This is a genomic window from Streptomyces flaveus, from assembly GCF_014647675.1.
In the GTDB taxonomy this organism is placed as follows: Bacteria; Actinomycetota; Actinomycetes; order Streptomycetales; family Streptomycetaceae; genus Streptomyces; species Streptomyces flaveus.
Genome location: NZ_BMPQ01000009.1, coordinates 280,516 through 299,409, shown reverse-complemented (window position 1 = coordinate 299,409; position 18,894 = coordinate 280,516). Strand labels below are relative to the sequence as shown.

15 protein-coding genes are annotated in these 18,894 nt (G+C 69.8%); 4 read left to right on the top strand and 11 right to left on the bottom strand.

From position 1 onward, the window contains the following. Positions 1-10 precede the first annotated feature (10 nt). Positions 11-445 (bottom strand): hypothetical protein, encoded by a 435-nt coding sequence (locus IEZ21_RS20900; protein ID WP_189323433.1) that lies wholly within the window; start codon positions 443-445, stop codon positions 11-13. Between the two features lie 520 nt (positions 446-965). Next, on the bottom strand, positions 966-2,132 hold the full coding sequence (locus tag IEZ21_RS20895; RefSeq protein WP_189323432.1) for a magnesium and cobalt transport protein CorA: 1,167 nt from the start codon (positions 2,130-2,132) through the stop codon (positions 966-968). A gap of 175 nt (positions 2,133-2,307) precedes the next feature. Here IEZ21_RS20895 and IEZ21_RS20890 point away from each other — a divergent pair, with 175 nt between their 5' ends. Next, positions 2,308-3,423: a winged helix DNA-binding domain-containing protein gene (locus tag IEZ21_RS20890; protein ID WP_189323431.1), complete on the top strand. Its 1,116-nt coding sequence runs from the start codon at positions 2,308-2,310 to the stop codon at positions 3,421-3,423. Between the two features lie 210 nt (positions 3,424-3,633). Here the strand turns inward: IEZ21_RS20890 and IEZ21_RS20880 are convergent, their stop codons facing one another. The 3 genes from IEZ21_RS20880 to IEZ21_RS20870 all read right to left on the bottom strand — a co-directional run bounded on the left by IEZ21_RS20880 (position 3,634) and on the right by IEZ21_RS20870 (position 8,635). Further along, the gene (locus IEZ21_RS20880; protein ID WP_033324660.1) at positions 3,634-4,425 is read right to left on the bottom strand and encodes a S1 family peptidase; all 792 of its coding nucleotides are present in this window, start codon (positions 4,423-4,425) and stop codon (positions 3,634-3,636) included. A 282-nt stretch (positions 4,426-4,707) separates the two neighbouring features. After that, the gene (locus IEZ21_RS20875) at positions 4,708-7,623 is read right to left on the bottom strand and encodes a helix-turn-helix transcriptional regulator (RefSeq protein WP_189323430.1); all 2,916 of its coding nucleotides are present in this window, start codon (positions 7,621-7,623) and stop codon (positions 4,708-4,710) included. A 181-nt stretch (positions 7,624-7,804) separates the two neighbouring features. After that, positions 7,805-8,635, bottom strand: a complete 831-nt coding sequence (locus IEZ21_RS20870) for a helix-turn-helix transcriptional regulator (RefSeq protein WP_189323429.1) — start codon at positions 8,633-8,635, stop codon at positions 7,805-7,807. A gap of 116 nt (positions 8,636-8,751) precedes the next feature. Between IEZ21_RS20870 and IEZ21_RS20865 the strand changes: the two genes are divergently transcribed. Continuing rightward, positions 8,752-10,422, top strand: coding sequence for an AMP-binding protein (locus IEZ21_RS20865; RefSeq protein WP_189323428.1), 1,671 nt, complete (start codon positions 8,752-8,754; stop codon positions 10,420-10,422). Continuing rightward, positions 10,419-12,026 (top strand): AMP-binding protein, encoded by a 1,608-nt coding sequence (locus IEZ21_RS20860; protein ID WP_189323427.1) that lies wholly within the window; start codon positions 10,419-10,421, stop codon positions 12,024-12,026. The genes IEZ21_RS20865 and IEZ21_RS20860 overlap by 4 nt, the downstream gene beginning before the upstream one ends. A gap of 60 nt (positions 12,027-12,086) precedes the next feature. Here the strand turns inward: IEZ21_RS20860 and IEZ21_RS20855 are convergent, their stop codons facing one another. From IEZ21_RS20855 to IEZ21_RS20835, 5 genes are all read right to left on the bottom strand, one after another. After that, positions 12,087-12,560: a carboxymuconolactone decarboxylase family protein gene (locus IEZ21_RS20855; protein WP_189323426.1), complete on the bottom strand. Its 474-nt coding sequence runs from the start codon at positions 12,558-12,560 to the stop codon at positions 12,087-12,089. 146 nt (positions 12,561-12,706) lie between these two features. After that, positions 12,707-13,675, bottom strand: a complete 969-nt coding sequence (locus IEZ21_RS20850; protein WP_189323425.1) for a glycoside hydrolase family 113 protein — start codon at positions 13,673-13,675, stop codon at positions 12,707-12,709. Next, positions 13,669-13,965, bottom strand: a complete 297-nt coding sequence (locus IEZ21_RS20845) for a hypothetical protein (protein ID WP_189323424.1) — start codon at positions 13,963-13,965, stop codon at positions 13,669-13,671. The genes IEZ21_RS20850 and IEZ21_RS20845 overlap by 7 nt, the downstream gene beginning before the upstream one ends. Positions 13,966-14,094: 129 nt before the next feature. Further along, entirely contained in the window at positions 14,095-14,610 is a 516-nt protein-coding gene (locus IEZ21_RS20840) for a GNAT family N-acetyltransferase (RefSeq protein WP_189323423.1), read from the bottom strand. A 170-nt stretch (positions 14,611-14,780) separates the two neighbouring features. Further along, the gene (locus IEZ21_RS20835) at positions 14,781-15,605 is read right to left on the bottom strand and encodes a hypothetical protein (protein WP_189323422.1); all 825 of its coding nucleotides are present in this window, start codon (positions 15,603-15,605) and stop codon (positions 14,781-14,783) included. 301 nt (positions 15,606-15,906) lie between these two features. On the opposite strand from IEZ21_RS20835, the gene gcl reads away from it, so the two are divergent. Then, positions 15,907-17,691: a glyoxylate carboligase gene (gene gcl, locus IEZ21_RS20830; protein ID WP_189323421.1), complete on the top strand. Its 1,785-nt coding sequence runs from the start codon at positions 15,907-15,909 to the stop codon at positions 17,689-17,691. Positions 17,692-17,974: 283 nt separating this feature from the next. On the opposite strand, the gene IEZ21_RS20825 is transcribed toward gcl, so the two are convergent. Then, positions 17,975-18,868 carry a 2-hydroxy-3-oxopropionate reductase gene (locus IEZ21_RS20825; RefSeq protein WP_189323420.1) on the bottom strand — a complete coding sequence of 298 codons (894 nt, stop codon included), beginning with the start codon at positions 18,866-18,868 and terminating at the stop codon, positions 17,975-17,977. Positions 18,869-18,894 lie beyond the last annotated feature (26 nt).

Here is an 18,894-nt window from a genome sequence, read left to right as displayed (position 1 = left end):
TGGCTTCCCCCTAGGTCCGTTGCACCTGGAGGACGTGGAGATCGGGAGCGCGGCAGGTCGGCGCGCGCTCGGTGAAGCGCGAGGAGGTCTCCGGCTGCCTGGTGAGGTCCGGCATGCGGGACAGGACCGCCGGGAGGGGCTGGGCGGGAGTGGCCAGCACGGCTCGTACGTCGTCGGCGGCCGGGCGGCAGCACACGTCGCCGGGCAGGCAGTCGGACGGGTGCGCGGCTGTCGTCGCGTGGTGTTCGGCCGGGGTGCCCGACGGGACCGCTGTGGCGGCGGACATGGTGGTCATGGAGGCGTGGGCCAGGGCGCTGTGGCCGTGGGCCACCAACCCCAGGCAGATCACCAGCGCGGCGAGCAGCACGCCCACGGCAGGGCAGAGCGCCGCGATCCGCGTGGTCCACCGCAGCCCGCGGGCCGTGTGCTGTGTCCGGCTCCCCATCACAGTTGATATTAGGCGGTTGCTCGGGGCGAGCAGGCGGCTTTGCCCGGACGCTCAGTGATCAGGACCGGCCTCGTCCGCCTCGGAATAGACGAGGTGCGGGTGACGAGCCGCCGACGTGGGCGGCCGCGACATCGTTGGCGCGCATCTCCACCAACCGCGCGCGGTGTCCAGCTCGCCGAACTGCGCCATGTGTCGTCGGTCAGCAGCGGGTACAGCCCGATGTGCAGCTTCTCGCGGATGTGCCGCAGGAGCGGCGACGTCGGGCGCGTAGCGCCGAACAGGAAGCCAGGCGGGCTTGTTGCGGGAAGCGCAGGGCGTGGGCTGTCATTCGTTTCTCCCCGGATTCTCCCCAGCGTTCGTCGGTGCCCAAAAGGCCTGGTCAGGGGCTCGTCGGAGGCAGGGCGAGGAGATCACCTGCATCACTTCTCCCCAGGGACTCCCCAGCGCCCCGTATGGCTCCCCGTTCGGGAGATGCAAGAGCAAACAATGCGCACTACTTGAGTAGCGTTGGCTGACGCTAGAGCCAGTCTCTCCGCTTGAAAATCACGTACAAACTGGCGCAAACCACTCCCATCAAGCCGATCGCAAAGGGGTATCCGAAGCGCCAGCCCAGCTCAGGCATGTTCTCAAAGTTCATGCCGTAAATAGTTCCCACGAGTGTGGGAGCAAACAGAATCGCTGCCCAGCTCGAGATCTTCTTGATCTCCTCGTTCTGCTCGAAGCCCGCCTCCGCCAACGCCCGCATCTCCGCGTTCTGTTGCTGCGTGACCAGCGTCGCGTTCACCGTGAGGATCTCGGTGAGGGCCTGGCGGAAGCCGTCGACTCGTTCGCTGGTGTGGGTGACGTGGTCGGCGACATCGCGCAAATACCGTTGCAGTTCCTCGTCTGTGCCGTATTTCGCGAAGCCCGCCATCAAACCGTGCAGCATGCCGACCAGGGGGCGGGTGGCGCGCTGGAACTCGACCATTTCGCGGGAGAGTTCGTAGATACGGCGGGAGACCCAGGGATCCCCGCTGAAGACCTCGGTCTCGATCTCGTCGATGTCGTTCTGGACGCCGGAGACGACCGGTGCGTAGCCGTCGACCACCGCGTCCAGGATCGCGTACAGGACCGCCTCCGGGCCGAGCTTCAGCAGCTCCGGTGATTCCTCCATGCGGTGACGGACGGCTGACAGATCCGGCGCCGCGCCGTGCCGGACCGTGATCAGGAAGTCGGGGCCGACGAACACATGCAGCTCGCCGAAGTCGACCTCCTCGGATGCGTCGAGATAGCGGGCGGCGCGCAGGACCACGAAGAGGGTCTCGCCGTAGCGTTCCAGCTTGGGGCGCTGATGGGCCTCCATCGCGTCCTCGACGGCGAGCGGGTGGAGGTCGAACTCGTCCGCCAGCGACAGGATTTCGGCCTCCGTCGGACGGGCCAGCCCTATCCACGCCATACCGTCCTGCTGCTTGCGCAGCTCACGGAAGGTCTCGGCCAGCGACTCGGGCGCGGAGACGCGTACGCCGTCGCGATAGAGCGCCGCCTGGACGATGCTGCGCGGTTCCGCCTCAGTCGTGGGCGAAGAAGCCGGGCGGGGTGTCGGCGGCTCCGAGGACGGTGGCCCCGACGAGGTCACGGCGCGTCGCCACACCGACTTGCGGTTGCTCTTCGCGGTGGGTGCGGGGCGGGCTCGGCGCTCCGGCATCGCGGCTGCCTCCCGTGTCGAGTCGAATGGCTGTCTCTCTTGTTCCTGTTTGTCCCTCAGTCTCGCTCATCATCGAGTCAGGCCTACCCCGAGTCTGACTGATCGCAGGGAATTCGCTGAGGGCGCCCCTGTACGCGGACAGACCGTGTCCGCCTGCCCCGCTAACGTGCGAAGCATGACGAAGACCTCGACCGCCCCCGTGCTCAGCGCCCGCGCCCTGAACAGGGCGACCCTCGACCGGCAGCTCCTCCTGCGCCGGGCCGACCTGTCCGCGACGGACGCCGTCGAGCACCTCGTCGGCCTCCAGGCGCAGAACGTCAAGCCCCCGTACTACGCGCTCGCCGCCCGCCTCGAGGGCTTCGATCCCGAGGAGCTCTCGGCGGTGATGGGCGCCCGCGAGGTCGTACGCATCGTGACCATGCGCTCGACCATCCACACGCACACCGCCGACGACTGCCTCATACTGCGGCCGCTGGTGCAGGCCGCGCGCGAGCGGGAGTTGTACGGCTTCCGCAAGGGGCTCGTCGGAGTCGACCTGGACCGGCTCGCCGTGATCAGCCGGGAACTCGTCGAGGCCGAGCCGCGCACCATGAAGCAGTTGCGTGAGGCGCTGCTCGCCGAGTGGCCCGACGCCGACCCGCTCGCCCTCACCGTCGCGGCCCGCTGCCGACTGCCCCTCGTCCAGGTCACCCCGCGCGGCATGTGGGGCAGAAGCGGCCAGGTCACGCTCACCACCGCCGAACACTGGCTGGGCCGCCCAGCCGCGCCCGTCCCCGCACCCGACGACACCGTGCTGCGCTACCTCGCCGCCTTCGGCCCTGCCTCCGTCAAGGACATGCAGACCTGGGCGGGTCTGACCCGGTTGCGCGAGGCCTTCGAACGGCTACGGCCCCGGCTGATCACCTTCCGCGACGAGAACGGCGTCGAACTCTTCGACCTCCCGGACGCACCCCGCCCGGACCCGGACACCCCGGCCCCGCCCCGCCTCCTGCCCGAGTTCGACAACCTGCTCCTCTCCCACGCCGACCGCTCCCGAGTGGTCCCCGCCGCGCACAAGGGACGCAGCTGGCAGGGCAATCAGGCGTACCGCACGCTGCTCGTCGACGGCTTCCTCAGGGGTGTATGGCGGCTGGAGGAGTCACGTGACCGTGCCGTGCTCACCGTCGAGCCGTTCGACCCCCTCACCGAGGGCGAGCGTGACCAGATCGTCGAGGAAGGGCAGCGGATGCTGTCGGTCCTGAGCACGGCTGCCTCGTACGACATCCGCTTCGGCACCGTCGTACGCGCCTGAAGAGGCGGTCCTACGCACCGGGGGACAGAGAACCTCAGTCCGACCGTCCCGTCGCCGCCACCGTCACGCCCAGCCCGGTCATCGCGCAGCCGCCCGCGCCGCCGATCACCGACTGGATCAGGCACATGGATAGGGGGCGTTGCGACCCGCTCGTGGCGGCCCGCAACGCCCCCTGGCGTTACCTGAGCTGGTTGCTCAGGAGTCTGTCGGTCAGGAGTTGATCTGTGTCGTCACCAGCGACGAGAAGGTCGTCAGCCGGGTGTAGACGCCGGGGACGCCCGCGTCGGCGCAGCCGTCGCCCCATGACGTGATGCCGGCGAGCCTGCCGCCGATCACGAACGGGCCGCCGCTGTCGCCCTGGCAGGTGTCGACGCCGCCCTGCGTGTAGCCGGCGCACACCATGTCGCTGGCGACGAACCGCGAGCCGTATGCCGACGAGCACGAGGAGTTCGAGACGGTCGGGACCGTCGCGGTGCGCAGCTGGTTGGAGGAGGAGCCGCCCGAGCGGGTGGTGCCCCAGCCGAGGATGCGGGCCGTGGCGCCGGCCGCGTAGACGCCGGTGTCGGAGGAGGAGACGTAGCCGATCGGGGAGTACGGCATCGACGTCGACAGGGTGAGCACGGCGACGTCGTCGCCCCGCGTGACGGTGCTGTAGTCCGGGTGGATCCATATCTTGCTGACTCTGGCCACGGTGCCGTTCGTGCCGTTGCGGTAGGTGCGGCCGCCGACGACTCTGACGCCGCTCGTGGACTCGCCGACCATGCAGTGGGCGGCGGTGATGACCTTGGTCGCCGACACGAGCGTGCCGCCGCAGAACTGGTTCTGGGAGGAGTCGGTGATCTGCATGACGTACGGGTACGCGGATGCCGTGGTCGTCGTGCCGCCGACGATGGGGTTGGGAGCGGCGCTTGCGGTGGTCGCGCCGAGCAGTCCGGTCGTCGCGGCGGCGGCGACCGCCGCGGTGACGGCGAGGGCCTTCTTGGCAAAGGTGAGCCCGAACATGAGTCTCCTCAGGAGTGCCGGTGGGGGGTTGCACTGTGGGGGGAGCGGTGTGGGGGGTGGCTGCGACGGCCTGCGGGCGTGGGTCTCACGCTAGAAGCGGGCTCACCGTTTCCCAATTAGGGAACGCCCTGCGGGAGTTGGCGAGGGAAAACCCTCTACCACCCTTCGCGCCACCGCAGTCGCCAGACCCGTACGACCCCTCGGTCACGTCGTGCTCGACCCGCGCTCGACCCGCGCGCACAAGACCTGTACGCCCCCTCGGTCATCCTCCGCGCGCCCGATTCACCCCGTCCGCTGCTGCCCCGCCGCCAGCCGCACGATGTCGACCCGCGACCGGATCCCCAGCTTCCGGTAGACCCTCGTCAGCGTCGCCTCAACCGTCTTCACGCTGATGAACAGCCGTGCCGCGATCTCCCGGTTGGTGGCCCCTTCGAGCACGAGCGCGGCGACCTGACGCTCCGTCGAGGCGAGCCGGTCGAGCTCCACAGGAGCGGACCGGCCGCCGACCGGCGCCCCGGGGCCGACAACGGAACCCATCGCAGCCATCGAGCCCACAGCCCCCGGAGAACCCGTAGGACCCGTGGAACCCGCCACAGCCGTCTCCACCTGCCGCAGCCACGGCGTAGCCCGGCACCGCCGCAACAGCCGCGTCGCCTCGTCGTACGCACCCCGCGCCGACCGCCCCGATCCCCCCGCCCGTTCTGACCGTTCCGCCTGAAGTCGCCCCAACTCCAGCGCCACACGCGCCTCTTCGAGCCCGTACCCCAGCTTCGCCAGCCGCTCCTGCGCCGACGTCAACTGCCGTACAGCCGACTCGTGTTCGCCGTGCGCGGCCTTCAACAGGGCCTCCGCCCGGTCCAGTACGGCGAGGACGCTCGCCCGTCCGAGCCGCGATGCGTGCTCGCGCGTGGCGTCGATGACGTCCTGCGCCTCCGTGAGCTCGCCGATCCGGATCAGTGCCTCGGCGAGGTCACCGTGCCAACGGCCGCGCGCGGGATCGAAGATGCCGAGCCCTTGCTCCAACTCCCGTGCCCTGCGCAGTGATTGGACCGTCCCCGCGGCGTCCCCGGCCACGAGCTGGGCGTGTCCCAGCGCGCCCAGGGCACGCGAGAGGTAGATCAGGTCGCCGTCCTCCTCGGCACGGCTGACCGCGTCGCCGGCCAGGGCGAGGGCCCGGCCCACGTCACCACCCGCGGCCTCGGCGAGCGAGGTGAACATGTTGCCCGCCGCCTCGCCGATCCCCGTGTCCCGCGCGAGCGCGAGGCTCTCGTGGGCGAGGTCGAGGGCCCGGCCGCAGTGCCCGGCGCGCAGTTCGGTGTCGGCGAGCCCGCGCAGGAAGTGCACTTCGGCCTCGACCATGCCGCGCTTGCGGACCTCGCTGAGGAGCCCGGTGATCGTCGTACGCGCCTCGGTGAGCTGGTCGCTCATGATCTGCCAGCGGAACCGGGTGGCGCCCGCGCCGTTGTGATCGCAGGTCACCCTCGGGTCCTGCGGCTCGGTGAGCGCCCGTTCCAGGGTCGCCGGGGCGTCGGGGTGCCCCATCAGGGTCTCCATCTGGGCCTGGAACGACAGGGCCATCAACTCGGTGCGCCGGTCGGCGGCCGTGGCGGCGAGCCGCGCGGCGTGCGCGGCCTCCTCGCGGCCCTTGGTCATCTCGCCCTCGACCAGCAAGGCCCGCCAGGCGAGTTGGTAGCGGACCAGCGCGAGCAGCCGCGGGTCCTCGCCCGCGTCGGCGAGGGCCTGCGGGAAGACGGACTCGACCTCGGCCATCGCCTGGCCCGCCGCGTCGATCACGACCATCCAGGCGCGTACCCGGATCGCTGCATCGGTCGCCCGGTCCAGTACGTCGCGGGCCACCTCCCGTGCGAGGTCGATGTCACCGGAGGTCAGCGCGTCCTCGGCGGACGTCAACCGGCGTTCGTCCGCGCCCGGTTGGACGTCCTGCGGAGTGTGCCGGGCGGCGAGCAGGCCGAGTTGGGCCGCGACCGAGGGGGCGCCGCGGTCCCGGGCCAGGGTCGCGGCCTCGGCGAGCCGCGCGGCGACCGTCTCGTCCGTACCGGTCGTGGCCAGGGCCAGATGGCGGGCCCGTTCGATCGGGTCGGAGGCCGCTGTGGACAGCGCGGCATGGGCGGCCCGCCGCTCCTGGGGCGTCGCCTGCGCGTAGAGCGCGGCCGAGACGAGTGGATTCGCGAACCGTACGGTTCCCTCCTGGCCGTCCGGACCGCCCGTCGCCACCAGCCCGAGGGAGGCCGCGAGCGCCGTCTCGGACTCCGCGTCCGTGCGGCCCGCGGCGTGCAGCAGCGCGAGCGTGGGGCGTGCTCCGGCGCTCGCGACGAGCAGCGTGCGCCGGGCCTCGGCGGACAGCAGGTCGAGGCGGCTGAGGACGAGGGCGCGCAACGAGGTCGGCACCGGCAGCGGCTCGCCGGGGCGCGGCGGCGTGGGGCTCTCGGCCAGGGCGCGGCCGAGTTCGAGCGCGAACAGCGGGTTGCCGCCGCTGGTGTGGTGGATGTCCCGGACGGTCGAGCGGCGCAGGCCGGTGTAACCGCGGGCGGCGAGGAGTTCGGACACCTGGGAGTGGGTGAGCGGGGTCAGGTGCAGGGCGAGTGACTCCGGAGGATACGCGCGTAGATACGGAAGGTGTTCCTGCTCCTTCGGTTCCGTGCGCGTGCGCACCGCGCCGAGCATCCGCACCGGCATCCCACCGAGGCGACGGGCCGCGAAACCGAGCAGCTCGGCACTGGGCGCGTCCAGCCACTGAAGGTCGTCGGCGACGAGGAGGACAGGACCTTTGACCGCCAGGGCGCGCAACGCCGAAAGGACCGCGAGGCGCAGCGCCAGGCCGTCCTGGTGCAGGGACGATTCGGCGCGGCCGGTGAGCGCGGCTTCGAGCGCGGCACGCTGCGGCAGGGGCAGCGCGTCCGCCACCTCGTCGGCGACGAGGCCGAGCAGATCGACGAGGGCCAGGAAGGGGAGGTGGGATTCCGACTCGGTGGCCGAGCAACGCAACACGGTCCGGGCCGAGTTGGCGTATTCCGCGCCCAGTGCGCGCAGCATGGTCGACTTTCCGATTCCGGGCGGCCCGTGCAAGAGGACGCTGCCCCCTCCGGAGAGCTGGTCACGCGCCCGCCCCAGCAGCTCGTCCCGGCCGATGACCTGGTCGGAACGGGGTCTGACAGGCTCTTCGGCATCCCGTCGCACGCGCACCGCCCCTCTCATGTCGTGTCCGTTTCAATATTAAGCAAAGACCCCCTGAATTTCGGAGGGGTGCACCGTGAGGGAAATAACAAGGTTCAGCGTGGGGGCAGATTTTCGTATACGGGATTTCAGGGCGCCCGAGTATGAATGGCACCCGACTTCAGGGCGGCAGCCCCGCTCCTCCTCAGGGCAGCAGCCCCGCCCGCCGAGCCGCCACCACCGCCTCCAGCCGCGTATGCGCCCCCAGCTTCCGCATCGCCGACCGCAGATACGCCTTCACCGTCTCGGCCCGCAGCCCCAGCCGCTCCGCGGCGACCGCGTTCGTCGCACCGCCGGCCACACAGACCACAACGTCCAGCTCACGAGGGGTGAGCCGCACCCCACCTGCCGCCGGGCCCGGAGCCGGAGCCGCCGCCAAGGTGTCGCAGACCGCGAGGAGCTCGGCCCGCAGCTCCGGGTCCGCGACCCGCGGGGCCAGCGCCCGCAACGCCCCGTGCGCCTCCCGGACCTGCTCCCACGCCGCGCCCGCCTCGGGCTCACGCGCCGCCACCAGCAGACCCTGCGCCTCGTCCCGTACGACCAGCGACTGCTCCACGTCCCGCGCCGCCTCCACCGCCGCGTTCAACGTCCGGTCGCCCAGCGGCTGAGCCGTACGCAGCGCGCCGTACAACACCCCGCGCACCCGGCGGCGTACGACAACAGGCACCGCGAGGACGGACCGCAGCCCCTCCGCCGCGACCGCGGCGTCGTACTCATGGCTGATCTGCCGCGACGCGGAGTAGTCGGTGACGGCACAGGGCCGGGCCAGGGCCACGGTCTTGCCGCCGAGCCCGTTGCCCGACGTCACCGCGAGCGACCTGAGAGCCATCGTCCTCGCACCGTTCAGCTCGCTGATCCGCACCTGCCCGCGATCCGGCTCGACCAGCCCGCCGAAGGCAACCGGCAGTCCCGTCGTGCGCCGCAGCCGTATCAGGGCGCCCCGCATCTCCACCGCTCCGTTCACATCTGCTGTCATCTGCCAGTCCCTCCGCTGCGGCGCACCCCCCGTTCGGGGGTAGTGAGATCCACGTCACGCATACACGATGTCATTGAGCCGCCCGGCAATGTGGCCGGGTTCGAGGAGGACGACGGATGACGACGCCGACGGAGCGCTTCCGCAGCGCGCGGGACTTCCTGCTGAAGCACCGCGAGGACTATGCCACGGCATACGAGGGCTTCAGCTGGCCCCGGCCGGAGTACTTCAACTGGGCCCTCGACTGGTTCGACGTCATCGCACGCGGCAACGACCGCACGGCCCTGCATATCGTCGAGGAGGACGGCGAGCGCGTCGAGCTGTCCTTCGCCGCGATGTCCGAACGTTCCGCCCGGACCGCCAACTGGCTGCGCGAGCAGGGCGTACGCCCCGAGGACCGTGTCCTCGTCATGCTCGGCAACCAGGCAGAGCTGTGGGAGACGGCCCTCGCCGCGATGAAGCTGCGCGCCGTCGTCATCCCCGCGACACCGCTGCTCGGCCCCGCGGACCTGCGCGACCGCGTCGAGCGCGGGCGCGTACGGCATGTGATCGTGCGGGCCGAGGACACCGCCAAGTTCGACGACGTACCCGGCCGCTACACCCGCATCTCGGTCGGCGGTGAGCGGGACGGCTGGCGGTCGTACGAGGACGCGTACGCCGCCCCCGCGGACTTCGTGCCCGACGGCGCCACCAGCCCCGACGACCCCCTGATGCTGTATTTCACCTCGGGCACGACCGCACGCCCCAAACTCGTCGAGCACACCCATGTGTCGTACCCCATCGGCCACTTGACGACCATGTACTGGATCGGCCTCAAGCCCGGCGACGTCCATCTGAACATCTCCTCGCCCGGCTGGGCCAAGCACGCCTGGTCCAACCTCTTCGCCCCCTGGAACGCCGAGGCGACCGTCTTCATCCACAACTACACGCGCTTCGACGCGGCCCGCCTGATGGCGGAGATGGACCGCGCGGGAGTGACGACCTTCTGCGCCCCGCCCACCGTGTGGCGCATGCTCATCCAGGCCGACCTGACCCAGCTGCGGACCCCGCCGCGCGAGGCCGTCGCCGCCGGGGAGCCGCTGAACCCCGAGGTCATCGAGCAGGTGCGGCGGGCGTGGGGCGTGACGATCCGGGACGGTTTCGGACAGACCGAGACGGCCGTGCAGGTGTCCAACAGCCCCGGGCAGCCGCTGAAGACCGGCTCCATGGGGCGGCCCAGTCCGGGCTTCCGCGTCGAACTGCTCGATCCGGTGTCGGGGGTGCCTGGTGCGGACGAGGGCGAGATCGCGCTCGACCTGTCCGGCAAGCCCGTGGGGCTGATGACCGGCTACCACGGCGACCCCGACCGTACGGCGGAGGCGATGGCGGGCGGCTACTACCGGACGGGGGACATCGGTTCGCGGGACGCGGACGGCTACATCACGTACGTGGGCCGAGCCGACGACGTCTTCAAGGCCAGCGACTACAAGATCAGCCCCTTCGAGCTGGAGAGCGCGCTCCTGGAGCACGAGGCCGTCGCCGAGGCGGCCGTCGTCCCCGCGCCCGACGAGCTGCGGCTCGCCGTCCCGAAGGCGTACGTCGTGCTGGCGGAAGGCTGGGAGCCGGGCCCCGACACGGCGAAGATCCTCTTCGAGCACGCGCGCACCACGCTCGCCCCGTACAAGCGCATCCGCCGACTGGAGTTCGGCGACCTCCCCAAGACCGTGTCGGGCAAGATCCGCCGGATCGAGCTGCGTGAGGCGACGGCCGCGGGGTCGGACGCCGAGTACCGCGAGGAGGACTTCCGGTGACCGAGATTTCGTACACACACGGGACGAGCGATACCGCCCTGCTCGGCGACACCATCGGATCCCGTCTCGACCGGGCGATCGCCACATATCCCTCGCGGGACGCGCTCGTTGATGTGCCCTCCGGGCGGCGTTGGACGTACGAGGAGTTCGGCGCCGCGGTCGACGAAGTGGCGCGCGGGCTGCTCGCCAAGGGCGTGGTGAAGGGCGACCGGGTCGGCATCTGGGCGATCAACTGTCCCGAGTGGGTACTCATCCAGTACGCGACCGCCCGCCTCGGCGCGATCATGGTGAACATCAACCCCGCTTACCGCGCCCATGAGTTGGAGTACGTACTGAAGCAGGCCGGGATCTCGCTCCTGGTCGCCTCGCTCGCGCACAAGGGCAGCGACTACCGGGCGCTGGTCGACCAAGTGCGCGGAAAGTGCCCGCAGTTGCGCGAGACGGTCTACATCGGCGACGAGAGCTGGGACGCGCTGGTGGCGGGCGCGGTATCGGTCCCGTACGAACAACTGGCGGGCCTGGAAGCCGAGTTGAGCTGCGACGACCCGGTCAACATCCAGTACACCTCGGGCACCACCGGCTTCCCGAAGGGAGCCACGCTCTCCCACCACAACATCCTCAACAACGGCTACTGGGTAGGCCGGACCGTCGGCTACACCGAGCAGGACCGGGTGTGTGTGCCGGTGCCCTTCTACCACTGCTTCGGCATGGTGATGGGAAATCTGGCAGCCATGTCCCACGGTGCGTGCGTCGTCATCCCGGCCCCGTCCTTCGATCCCGCGGCGACGCTGAAGGCCGTCGAGCAGGAGCGCTGTACGTCCCTCTATGGCGTCCCGACGATGTTCATCGCCGAGCTGAACCTCCCGGACTTCGCGACGTACGACCTCTCCTCCCTGCGTACCGGGATCATGGCGGGCTCGCCCTGTCCCGTGGAGGTCATGAAACGGGTCGTGTCCGAGATGCACATGGCCGAGGTCTCCATCTGCTACGGCATGACCGAGACCTCGCCCGTCTCCCTCCAGACCCGCCGCGACGACGACCTGGAGCACCGCACCGGCACGGTCGGCCGCGTACTGCCGCACATCGAGGTCAAGATCGTCGACCCGGCGAGCGGGGTGACGCTGCCGCGCGGCTCCGCCGGTGAACTGTGCACCCGCGGCTACAGCGTGATGCTCGGTTACTGGGACGAGCCCGAGAAGACCGCGGAGGCCGTCGACTCCGGGCGCTGGATGCACACCGGGGATCTGGCCCAGATGCTCGACGACGGCTACGTCCAGATCGTCGGCCGGATCAAGGACATGATCATCCGGGGCGGCGAGAACATCTACCCGCGCGAGATCGAGGAGTTCCTGTACGCGCACCCGAAGATCGCGGACGTCCAGGTGGTGGGCGTACCCGACGAGCGCTACGGCGAGGAGGTACTCGCCTGCGTCATCCCGCGCGACCCCGGCGACCCGCTGACCCTGGAGGAGCTACGGGCCTTCTGCGCGGGGCAGTTGGCGCACTACAAGGTGCCCAGCCGGCTGCGGATCTTGGAGTCCTTTCCGATGACGGTGTCGGGGAAGGTGCGGAAGGTGGAACTGCGGGAGCGGTTCGCTGACTAGCACTACGCCCCGGGCTCCCTGCGAGAGGTGCCCGGGGCGTATCGCTTGCAGTGATCCTCGTTATCCGAACATGCCGGGCTGGTAGTCGCCTGCGGGTGTCTGGAGCATGACGTTCCCGCGGTTGAAGGCATTGATGACGGCGATGACGCACACCAGGTCGGCGAGCTGGTCCTCGTCGTAGTACTTGGCGGCGTTCGCCCAGGCCTCGTCCGTGACACCACCGGCCGCGTCCGCGATACGGGTGCCCTGCTCCGCCAGCTCCAGGGCCGCACGTTCGGCCTCGGTGAACACGGTGGCCTCCCGCCAGGCCGCGACCAGATTGAGGCGCGTCCAGGTCTCCCCGGCGTGCATGGCGTCCTTGCTGTGCATGTCGGTGCAGAAGCCGCAGCCGTTGATCTGGCTGGCGCGGAGCTTTACCAGTTCCTGCGTCGAGAGCGGCAGCGTCGAGTCCGCGAGCACCTTGCCCGCCGCGACGATGTGCTTGAAGGCCTTGGCTGCGCCCGGGCGGGCCATGATGTCCAAGCGAGCTTCCACGATGAGCTCCTCCGTCGTTGTTGGTGGCTTCACCTCTACGACGGCTCGGCTCGGCGAGATGTGACATCCGCGAATGTGACCTGCGTCTCTCGCGCTGGGCCGCCCACTCGGCCGGTGGCTCGTCTTCCGGGCCGCTCATCTTTCGGTCATTCCTCCACGGCTATGTCTCTGTAGCGCCGCGCGACCTCGTGGAACGCCTCCTTGGGGCAGCACGCACCGTCGCCGGTCACCGCCACGACCCCGAAGCCGGCCTTGTCGAGGTCGAGACGAGGATCGTCGTGGTGCGGGAAGTCGGGCATGGCGAAGGTGAACACGAAGCAGCCGTGCACGCCCTCCGCGTCGTACTGGTCGATGAGTTCACCGAGGTAGCGGGCCTGGACGGCCTCGTCGCGGGGGTGGTCGCCGCGGATGCGCGGGGGTGTGGCGAACCAGTTGACGATCCAGAAGGAACCGGCTCCCCGCTGGTCGGCTCCGGTGAAGGCACCGCACCCGAACTCGGTGATGACGACGGGCCTGTCGTGGTCGCGAACCAGGCTGCGCAGGCGGTCCGTGTAGGTGGCGTGGTTGCGGCCGGAGCGGTAGAAGCTGACGCCGACCAGGTCGAACAGCGACCAGTCGACGTGTTCCCACCCGGCCGCGGAGTAGGTGACCGGCCCGCCGAAGCGGCGCCGCGCGGTGGTCACGGCGGTGGTGAGCAGCCGGTGGAGCCGCCGGTCGATCCGGCGCCGCAGCACGCGGTGGAAACGCACGATGAGCTTCAAGCGCAGGAACGAGCGAGGTCCGGGGACGATGCCGGGCACGGTGTGGGAGAACTCGCTGCCGACCAGGAGCGTCACCCGGTCCGGGTGTTCCAGACGAAGTTCTTCGGCCGCCTCGGCGACGGCGTCCAAGTGCTCCAGCAGCTTCGGCTGAGGCAGCTCGGGAACGCTGGGCCGGATGTAGACGCCGAGACCGACCTGGAGGGCGGTGCGGGCGGCATCGATCAACCGCTTCCCGTCCCCGATGAGCATCACCGTGGTGCAGTGCAGGTCCCGGGCGATGACCTCCAGGTCCCGCCGCACATCGTCGGTGCTCGCCTCACCGACCAGGTAGGAGATGCCGCGGACGGTCAGCATGCGCTCGGCTCCTGTCGACGCAGTCGGTGGGCGGCCATGAGGAGAAGGGCGGCGACACCGCCGAGCATCGCGGCGTTGACCGCGTACTTCATCACGTAGTCGACGTCGCCGAGCGGTTCGACCAGGAAGGACAGCCCGGCGCGGACGACGAGGGCACTGCCCGCGGCGGTTCCGTAGAGCGGCGCGAGGAACGGGCATGAGCATCCTTTGGGGGCCGAGTCGTCATCGGTCCGGTCGACGCTAGAGAGACAGCCGGTGGTCGGGCATCCGTCTTTCGTCCAGGAGCGCATGACTTCCGTCTATAAGAGGTCGCGCGGACAGTCAGCAACTCCATGATCACGGAACTTGCGCCTGCCCCATTCCTGCCTGCTTCATCCGCCGCCTATCCGCGCGACCTCTAAAACGCTTTCGACACACGCCTAGTCGGCGGTGTCCCTGCGCATGCAGACCCGGGGCCAACGGTCCAGGCCGTGTTCGGCTTCCATGGCGCGGATCTTCCGTAGGCCCGGGGTGAGTTCGGGACCGGTCAGGATGCGGAAGCCGAGGCGCTCGTAGTACGGGGCGTTCCAGGGGACCTCCGTGAACGTGGTCAGGGTGAGAGCGGGCAGGCCCTCGTCACGTGCGCGCTCGGCGGCGTACGCGATGAGGGCCCGGCCCACGCCCCGACGGCCCGCGTCCGGGTGGACGGTGACCTGCTCGATATGAAACGCGTCGTCCACAGGCTCGCCGATCAGATACGCCACGACTCGCCCGGTGACGTCGTCCTCGGCGACCCAGGCATGCCCCGCCTGCCGGAAGCGCTCCAGTTCGTTGAGCGCGGGCGGTTCGTCATCGGCGATCTCCGGCATACCGAGAGGGCGGAAGAGTTCGCCCGCGGCGCGCTCGATGTCCTGGAGGAGGGGGAGGTCGGCGGGGGTGGCGGGTCTGATGGGCATGGGGCAAGTATGCGAACTTTGCAGCTGAGTCCCGCATCAATAATCCAGCCCGTCCGGCGCTTGAGGACGAGGCCGTTCAGGCCGATGGGGGTCTGGGGCGGAGCCCCAGCGAGGCCCAGGGGCAGCGCCCCTGGTTACGGGAAGGGGCGGGGTGGGGAAAGGAACCGAGGTCAAGCCCCCGCGGCGACCAGCTCGTCGGCCAAACTGTTGACCGGCTGGGGCGTCCCCGTGAGGTCCAGCACGAAGAGAGGAACACCGAGGGTGTCGGCGACGGATCGGGCATCCTCCGCGTACCCGGCCAGGGAGAAGTAGACGCACCCCGTCGACTCCGTCATCGCCGTCAGCCACAGGCATTCCACGTCGCGCAGCGAGGCAGGCCGCAGGGTCGGGTCGATCTGGGCGAGGACGCCGTGCGCGGCCAGGCCGATCCCGGAGGGCGGGCGCTGGTCAGCCCGCCGGATTTCCTGGTAACCGAGCCAGCGGAGGTACAGGGCGGCGGCGGTCACGGCATCCCGGGCCGTACGGATCGTCACCGGGTTGAAGGAGGGTCGGGGAGAAGGGGCGGCGCGCGGGAGAGGAATGCGGGGACGACGGGAGCCGGATGGCGCGGGCGCAGCTTGGCCGGTGCCTTCGTCGGCGCCGGAGTCCGCGGCTTCCGACTCACCGCCTGTACCGGCACCCGAGTCGCTCTCCCCTTGCGCCTCCTCCGTCAACGCATCCCTCCGCCCCGACCGCTCCTGAACCAGCGGCACCCGCAGCACAGTGCCGCAGGGGCACCCCAGTTCGGGCCGCGGCCACTGGTCCTGGCGGGCGCAGGCCGTGCACTGGACCGTGATCCAGTCGTCGTCCCAGGTGTGGTGCGTGAGGGCCTCCGGGACAGCGTCCCGGTCGAGTTCGGGCGTGACAGGCGCTCCGCACACACAGGGATACGACGGCGCCGCATACACATGCTCGCGCCGACAGGCCGGACACCGCACCGGCACGCTCTCGGCCATGACCACTCCAGAAACGTCACATCCACAAACGCCCCACGGGACAGACTCTCATCGTCCTCCAAGTGGGCGATCCACGGCAGGGAGTTGGGACAACGGGTGTCCGGCCCGCGCCGTCATGGCCACTAAATGGATGCCGTGTCTTGACTGCCCTGAGGGCCCGACCTACATTACTTTCAGATAGTAGAAACTATTTTCCGCAATGCGGAATCATCTGAGTCTCTGGGGAATCCCGGCAGAAATGTGAAGCTCTCCGCGGGGCGCGACGGGAGCCTGCATCCGACCGTCGAAGCAGGAGTACGCAATGGCTCGAATGACCGCTGCCCGCGCGGCAGTTGAGATCCTCAAGCGGGAGGGCGTCACCGACGCGTTCGGTGTCCCGGGCGCGGCGATCAACCCCTTCTACGCCGCGCTCAAGGCCTCCGGCGGGATCGACCACACCCTCGCGCGCCATGTCGAGGGCGCCTCGCACATGGCGGAGGGGTACACCCGTACCCGTCCCGGCAACATCGGCGTCTGCATCGGCACCTCCGGCCCGGCCGGCACCGACATGATCACCGGCCTGTACTCCGCGATCGGTGACTCCATCCCGATCCTGTGCATCACCGGCCAGGCGCCGACCGCCGTGATCCACAAGGAGGACTTCCAGGCCGTCGACATCGCCTCGATCGCCAAGCCGGTCACCAAGATGGCGGTCACCGTGCTGGAGGCGGCGCAGGTGCCGGGCGTCTTCCAGCAGGCCTTCCACCTCATGCGCTCCGGCCGCCCCGGGCCCGTCCTCATCGACCTGCCCATCGACGTCCAGCTCACCGAGATCGAGTTCGACCCGGACACGTACGAGCCACTGCCGGCCTACAAGCCGTCCGCGACCCGCGCCCAGATCGAGAAGGCCCTCGCGCTCCTGGGTGAGTCCGAACGCCCGCTCATCGTCGCGGGCGGCGGCATCATCAACGCCGACGCATCCGAACTCCTCGTGAAATTCGCCGAGTTGACCGGCATCCCGGTCGTCCCCACCCTCATGGGATGGGGCGTTCTCCCCGACGACCACGAGCTGAACGCCGGCATGGTCGGCCTCCAGACCTCGCACCGCTACGGCAACGCCACCTTCCTGGAATCCGACTTCGTCCTCGGCATCGGCAACCGCTGGGCCAACCGCCACACCGGCAAGCTGGACGTCTACACGGCCGGCCGGAAGTTCGTGCACGTCGACATCGAGCCGACACAGATCGGGAAAATCTTCCCGCCGGACTACGGCATCGCCTCCGACGCGAAGGCGGCGCTCGAGCTCTTCGTGGAGGCGGCACGGGAGTTGAAGGCGGCGGGTGCGCTGCCGGACCGGTCCGTGTGGGCTCGCCAGGCGCAGGAGAAGAAGGCCAGGCTCCAGCGACGTACGCACTTCGACGACATCCCGATCAAGCCACAGCGCGTGTACGAGGAGATGAACAAGGTCTTCGGACCGGAGACCCGGTACGTCTCCACGATCGGCCTCTCGCAGATCGCCGGCGCCCAGATGCTGCACGTCTACCGGCCGCGCCACTGGATCAACTGCGGCCAGGCGGGCCCGCTCGGCTGGACCGTCCCGGCCGCCCTGGGCGTGGCGAAGGCCGACCCGGAGGCGCCCGTGGTCGCCCTCTCCGGCGACTACGACTTCCAGTTCATGATCGAGGAGCTGGCCGTCGGCGCCCAGCACAGGATCCCGTACGTGCACGTCCTGGTGAACAACTCCTACCTGGGCCTGATCCGCCAGGCGCAGCGGGCGTTCGACATCGACTTCCAGGTCAACCTCGAGTTCGAGAACCTCAACTCCCCCGAACTGGGCGTCTACGGCGTAGACCACATCAAGGTCGCCGAGGGCCTGGGCTGCAAGGCACTCCGCGTCACGGACCCGAGCGAGCTGGGCGCGGCCTTCGAGCAGGCGCTGAAGCTCGCCGCCGAGTACCGGGTGCCGGTGGTCGTCGAGGCGATCCTGGAACGCGTCACCAACATCTCGATGTCCACGACGAACGACATCAGCGCTGTGGTGGAGTTCGAGGAGGTCGCCACGGAGCCGGGTCATGCGCCTACGTCGATCAAGGCGCTGAAGACCTGAACAGCCAGTCGGTATGAGGCCCGCCGCCCCCGTGCCGGCGGGCCTCATGTGCTGAGGATGTGCCCGCAGACGGGGGGAGTTGAAGCCCCTGGGCACGGGTTCAGAGGTTCTCTTGAGGGTTTCGTAGGCGGCGTACGCACCCTGGCGTACGGGCGGGACGCAGTGAGCGCCGGGCACGGAACAGTCCGTGCCCGGCGGCCCACTGTGTGTCCGGATGGCGCCGCCGCCCGGGCGCGACAGGACAGATGTCAAGCGGCGGCGCCACCCGGAGTCATCGGGGGCGTCAGACCTGCGCGCCGGAGAGGCGCTCGACCGCGCGCAGCAGCGCGGAGTGGTCCAGGTCGCCGTCGCCCTGCGTGCGCAGGGAGGCGACGAGTTGGGCGACCACGGCGCCGACGGGCAGGGCCGCGCCGACGTTGCGGGCGGCGTCGGTGACGATGCCCATGTCCTTGTGGTGCAGGTCTATGCGGAAGCCCGGCTTGAAGTCGCGGTTGAGGAAGTTGTCCTTCTTGCGGGTCAGTACCGTGGAGCCCGCGAGGCCGCCGTTCAGGACGTCGAGGGCTGCTTTCAGGTCGACGCCCGACTTCTCCAGGAAGACCACGGCCTCGGCGCACGCCTGGATGTTGACGGCGACGATCAGCTGGTTCGCGGCCTTCACGGTCTGGCCGGAGCCGTGCGGGCCGCAGAGCACGATGGTCCTGCCGAGGGCCTCGAAGACCGGCTTCGCCTCGTCGAAGTCGGCCTGCTCGCCGCCGACCATGATGGACAGCACGGCCTCGACGGCGCCCGCCTCGCCGCCGGAGACCGGGGCGTCGAGGACGCGGATGCCCTTCGCCGCCGCGGCCTTCGCCAGGTCGACGGAGGTCTGCGGGGTGATGGACGACATGTCGATCAGCAGGGCGCCGGACCTTGCGTTCTCCAGGATGCCGTCAGGGCCGTACGCGACGGCCTCGACCTGCGGCGATGCGGGCACCATCGTGATCACGACGTCGGCGTCCCGTACGGCTTCGGCGATGGAGCCGGCCGCGGTTCCGCCGGCGGCGGCCAGGCGGTCGAGCTTGTCCTGCTCCAGGGTGTGGCCGGTGACGTCGTAACCCGCCTTGATCAGGTTCTCGGACATGGGGGAGCCCATGATGCCGAGCCCGATCCACGCGACCTTGGGAAGTCTGCTGCTCATCAGGGTGCCTCTCCAACTGCCGTACT